The following is a 5,341-nucleotide window of genomic DNA, read 5'->3' on the forward strand; positions in this document are numbered from 1 at the left end:
CAGTGGCCGATATTCCCAATACAGAGGCTTCGGCATTCTTCTCAAGCGGATGACGGAGTTTGAAATGGCGGCCCGCACTGTCCCCGCCGCAAGGCCGACTCGATAACAGCATCCGATATTCCCCTAGATTGATTCGCAAGCCGCCACGTTTCCGGAACAGTCCCCTTGGAACGTGGTAGGTGCTGAATTATCAGGGCAAACATCAGAGGTCGTCGTTGGGTGAACGACATTGACGGTGCGCTACAGCCGCCAAGCGGTGTTCAGGCGGCCGGTCAAGCTGTCTGACACGGCGCCGGCTTCTTGATAGTTTGGGGGAGACCTCGACAAAACCTGGAAGCTGCCATGGCCACGCCTCTCCGTTTCTACACCAACCCCATGTCCCGCGGCCGCGTGGCGCGCTGGATGCTCGAAGAAGTCGGTGTGCCCTACGAAACCACCGTGCTGACCTACAGCGCGACCATGAAGGCGCCGGAGTATCTGGCGATCAATCCGATGGGCAAGGTGCCGGCCATCGTTCACGGTGACGCGGTCATCACCGAGTGCGCGGCGATCTGTGTTTATCTGGCCGAGGCCTTTCCCGAAGCGAAGCTGGGGCCGACGTCGGAAGCGCGCGCCGACTACTACCGCTGGCTGTTCTTCGCCGCCGGGCCGCTGGAACAGGCGATCGTCAACAGGTCGCTCGGCGTCGCCGTACCCGCCGAGAAGCGCGGCATGGTCGGCTATGGTTGTTTCGAAGACGCGATGGCGGCGCTGGAAACTGCGGTGGCTGGCAAGACCTATGTCGCTGGCGACCGCTTCAGCGCCGCCGACGTCTATGTCGGTTCGCAGATCGGCTGGGGACTGATGTTCGGCTCGATCGAGAAGCGCCCGGCTTTCGAGGCTTACTGGAACGGCATCAAGGATCGTCCTGCCGCAGTACGGGCGAGGGCGATCGACGATGCCTTGATGCCGCCGCCAGGTGCCTAGGCGATCGTCGTCTGCCGCGAAGTTTCAGTGCCGAACGTTCCCATCGCCGGATCGCTGAACGAAGGCTCGCCGTTCTCGACTCTGCCGGCAAAGCGGCGCAGAAACGCCTGCTGGGCGGCGCGCTCGCCGTCGATGCGAACGCTGTAGTCGTACCAGCGACCACTGTCTTGCAGATCAACCTGCAAGCGCTTCGTGCGTCCGGCCGCGACGGTGATGCGCCTTGGTCTCCTGTCGCGATAAGCCTGTGCGGTGGTCACGAACGTGCAGGCAGCATGACCGGCATTGACGAGTTTGACGATCAAGCCGCCGCTGGACGGATCATGCCGCAGTTGCACCTCCGGATTGACCGCGGGATCGAGCAAGCCGAGGCGGCCGGCGAACTGCCGGTGGAAGCCGTTCGGGCCCAGCAACCACAGGTCGTAGGCGCCGAGATCGCTCAACGGCGGCGTCCAGAGATCATCAAGCGCCTTGCCGGCTTCCACCGTGTAGCGGCGCGGCAGTTCGCGCAGGTGGCGTTGATCGTAGACGTGGAATACCGCGCCCGTTGTGCCGGTGTTGACGAAGTCCAGCCGCAGGCCGCGAGTGGTCACCGTGGCGTCGGCTGCCAGCTCGTAGGGCAATGCGCTGGAGGGTTTCAGCCCCAGCGCCTGCTGCGGCAGGTGGCCATTGCGACCACGCGGGGCAGCGATCTGCGGCAACTGTTCCTGCGCCAGGCGCTGAGCATCGGCTTCGCTGCGCGTGAGTCGCGGCAGGCTTGGCAGCGCGCTGTCGTTCGGGGTCGCGAAATTGAAGCAACGGGTCAGGTCGCCGCAGATGGCGAGGCGGCGCGGGCTGATGTTCGGTTCGGCGACGCCGAAGCGCGCTTCAAGGAAACGGATGATCGAGGTGTGATCGTAGGTTTCCGAGCAGACCCAGCCGCCGCGGCTCCACGGCGAGATCACCGTCATCGGCACGCGTGGACCGGGGCCATAAGGCCAGTTTCGATCGACCAGGCTGCTGCCTTGGTGGCGATCGAGACGATCATCGATGGTCGAGGCGCCCGCCGGCCGGCCATCGGCGGCGATCGAATGCGCGCTCGGCGGCGGCAGGTGATCGAAGAAGCCATCGTTCTCGTCGAACGTCAGCAGCAGCACGGTCTTGCTCCAGACCTCGGGGTCGGCGGTCAGCGAGTCGAGCACGGCCTGCGCGTACCAGCCGCCCTGCACCGGGCACGACGGATCGGGATGCTCCGAATACGCTGCCGGGGCGACGATGTACGACACCTGCGGCAGGCGGCCGGCCAGCACATCGTCACGCAGACCATCGAGCGTGTTGTTGCCCAGGGTGCTGCTCAGGCCACGGGTCACCAACGGTGAGGAAGGATCGCGCTCGTGGGCGGTGCGGAATGTCGCGAAGCCTTCCAGCGAGTTGTCGGTGAAGTTGTCGGCCATGTCCTGATAGACCTTCCAGGACACGCCGGCGGCTTCGAGCCGCTCGGGATAAGTGGTCCAGCGAAAGCCCTCGGCGCTGGGGCCGAGATCGTCGTTCTGGTTGTCGATGATCGGCCCGCCGCCGGTGCCGGACGGATCGTTCATGCCGGTGAACAGCATCAGGCGATTCGGATTGGTGCTGCTGTGGATCGCCGCGTGATAGGCATCGCAGACGGTGAAGGCATCGGCGAGCGCGAACTGGAACGGCAGCTCGGCCTCGGTGTAATAGCCCATCGATTGCGCGCGTTTGTAGACCGGCCAGTAGCCGTAGCGGCCATCGTTCCAGGCGTGGTGGGCGTCATCCCAGTTGTGCGGCGTGCCGTCGACTCGCTGGGCGTTGCCGATCGTCGCATCGAGGTGGAACGGCAGGATGTCGGTCTGGCTCAGGTCCTGCTGATGCCAGATCGGCTTGCCCGAAGCCTGAGGAATGGTGAAGCGATCGGCGAAGCCGCGCACGCCGGGCAGGGTGCCGAAGTAGTGATCGAAGCTGCGGTTTTCCTGCATCAGGATCACCACATGCTCGACGTCGCGGATCGTTCCCGTGCGGTTGTTGGCAGGAATCGCCAGCGCCTTGAGGATCGACGCCGGAACCAGCGCAGCGCCGGCTGCGGCGCCGGTCATGCGCAGGAACCGGCGGCGGTCGAGCGGCGCGCCATCTGCGTTCGCCATAGTCTGCAAGCCCCATCAATCTCGATGGGGTGCACGCTAGACACGGTTCGGGTCAGCGCCATGAAGCCCGGGTGACGATCTCGTGTCGATCGACGGCGCCGTTTCATTTTTTCCAGAACAGCTGCGGTGCTTCCAGCGCGCCCAGCTGCACGCCGACGGCCCGGAAATTCCAGTGGGTGAACTCGCGAACGATCTTGCGATTGCGGTAGCAATGGAAGGTGATGCCGCGTGCGTAGGTGGTCTTGCCTTTCGCGCCCTTGAGGCCGAGGAAATCGTCGGCGTTGTGCTTGGCTTTCCAGATCCATTGCATCACCGCCCATTCGTCGTATTCGAGATCGACGCCGGCCAATGTGTCCCGGCTCTGCTCGGCCCAGATGGAGGCTTCGTAGCCCTCAGGAATGCCTTTGCGGGCAACGCCCTTGCTGCCTTTCGCGGCACCGCCGTCGTAGCGGACGATATCGAATTGATGGACGCCGACCGGTGAATCCGGGCCGTTGTTGTTGAATGGCAGGAAGGCGCGGTAAAGCTCGTCCTTGTTGCTGATGGTCTGGAACAGCGTGGCGTCCTCGAAGACGAAATCATCGGCGTAGTAATGGATGATTTCGCTGGCGCCGCCGTTGAAGAAGGTATCGATCCAGTCTTCACCGCTGGTCATGTTCATGCGGCCCTGGCCCTTGAAGCCTTTGCCGCTGGCTTTGGCAGGCGCATCGGCTGCAAATGCCAGGGACGGCGCCAGGCCGCCAACCAAGACCGTCGCGCCGGCCGTCTTCAAGAAATTTCTGCGCTCGGCCGATAGATCGGTGTCGAGCATTTGCTGCAGATACGCGAGATGCATTCGGGTTCCCCTTCGCCGTGTTGTTGTTGTCGGCGAATCCTAGCCCGACTGTAACGGCGTCGGCCATCGCCGCGACTAGGTCACGGTTTCGCCCAGCGCCACCGGCTTGCCGACGGCAATCGTCAGCCGCGCCAGCTGCTCGATTTCATCCAGCCCGTCGTCCAGGTAATCCATCAGCGATTCCACTTTCGGCAAGGTGCGGCGGCAGGCGAGCACGCCGAAGTCGAGGGCATCGGCGCGGCTGGACGCAGTGATGTTCAGTGCCATGCCATCGGCCAGTACCGAGACCGGATACATGCCTTCCACCGCGCAACCCTGCCAGTACAGCGGCGAACGCGGGCCGGGCACATTGGAGATCACCAGATTGAAGGCGAGCTTGCCGCGCTTCGGCGCGAACAGCATGTTGACCAGACCTGGCGCCAGCGCCGCCGCCGCGTAGCCGAGAATGGCGCCGGGCTTCATCGTCGCGAAACGCGCCTTGCTGTGCTCGACCGAGGCGCGGATCATCCGCAGACGTTCGGCCGGATCGGCCAGATGAGTGCCGAGATTGGCAAGCAGAAAGCTGATCTGATTGCCGACATCACTGCGGTCTCGGCGCGTCGACATCGGCACGCCGGCGATCAACGGCTCTTTCGGCAAGGCATGCTGATCGAGCAGGTACTGGCGCAGCGCATGGCTGCACATCGCCAGCATCACGTCGTTGACGGTGCAGCCCAGCGTGCGGCTCGCGGCCTTGATCTTCGCCAGCGGATAACTGCGGGCGAGATAGCGCCGCGAGGCGCTGATCGGCTGATTCAGGATCGTTGCCGGCGCGCTGTTGCCGGAGATGGCGTCCGGATGGCCGTCGCGGCGTTCGCGCATCGATTTGCGCAGCTCGTGGTAGATCGCCGGCACATGTTCGAAAGCACCGCCGAAGCGATTTGCAAGCTTGACCACACCATCGACCGGCGCCGCCAGCAGGCTGCTCGGGCGTTCGCGCCGACCCTGCGGCGGCGTGGCCCAGGGTGGTGGCAGGATGGCGGTCGGATCGGTGGACATCGAACGCAAGGTCAGGCGGGTGCCGGCAATGCCATCGGCGACCGCGTGATGCACCTTCGAGTAGGTGGCGATCAGACCGCCCTCGATGCCTTCGATGATGTAAGTCCGCCACAGCGGATAGGCGCGATCAAGATGGCTGGCGTGCATGCGCGAAACCATCGCCATCAACTCCTTCATGCCGCCAGGGCGAGGCAGGGCGAGATGGATAACGTGCTGGTCGATATCGAACTCCGGATCTTCGACCCAGAAAGCCTTGCCGAGCCGGCTTTCCAGCCGCTGGTTGAACGGCGGCAGCGGCGAAGCATAGGAGCGCAGCCGCGCGACCAGGGTCTGCGCAAAATCCGGCGGCGCATCGGCCGGCGGC

At 64.3% G+C, this 5,341-nt stretch carries 4 protein-coding genes; 1 reads left to right on the plus strand and 3 read right to left on the minus strand.

The window, feature by feature from the left end; translation table 11 throughout:
• The first annotated feature begins 342 nt into the window (after nucleotides 1-342).
• Nucleotides 343-966: a glutathione S-transferase family protein gene (locus QZY06_RS21930; protein WP_295688348.1), complete on the plus strand. Its 624-nt coding sequence runs from the start codon at nucleotides 343-345 to the stop codon at nucleotides 964-966.
• On the opposite strand, the gene QZY06_RS21935 is transcribed toward QZY06_RS21930, so the two are convergent.
• The 3 genes from QZY06_RS21935 to QZY06_RS21945 form a co-directional block, all read right to left on the minus strand.
• Nucleotides 963-3,104, minus strand: a complete 2,142-nt coding sequence (locus QZY06_RS21935) for a phosphocholine-specific phospholipase C (RefSeq protein WP_295688350.1) — start codon at nucleotides 3,102-3,104, stop codon at nucleotides 963-965. The genes QZY06_RS21930 and QZY06_RS21935 overlap by 4 nt on opposite strands.
• 103 nt (nucleotides 3,105-3,207) lie before the next feature.
• The gene (locus QZY06_RS21940) at nucleotides 3,208-3,939 is read right to left on the minus strand and encodes a twin-arginine translocation signal domain-containing protein (RefSeq protein ID WP_295688352.1); all 732 of its coding nucleotides are present in this window, start codon (nucleotides 3,937-3,939) and stop codon (nucleotides 3,208-3,210) included.
• Nucleotides 3,940-4,014: 75 nt separating this feature from the next.
• Nucleotides 4,015-5,341 (minus strand): wax ester/triacylglycerol synthase family O-acyltransferase (locus QZY06_RS21945; protein ID WP_295688354.1); only part of this gene is annotated, 1,327 nt, incomplete at its 5' end.

The organism is uncultured Nevskia sp. (assembly GCF_903885465.1).
GTDB lineage: Bacteria > Pseudomonadota > Gammaproteobacteria > Nevskiales > Nevskiaceae > Nevskia.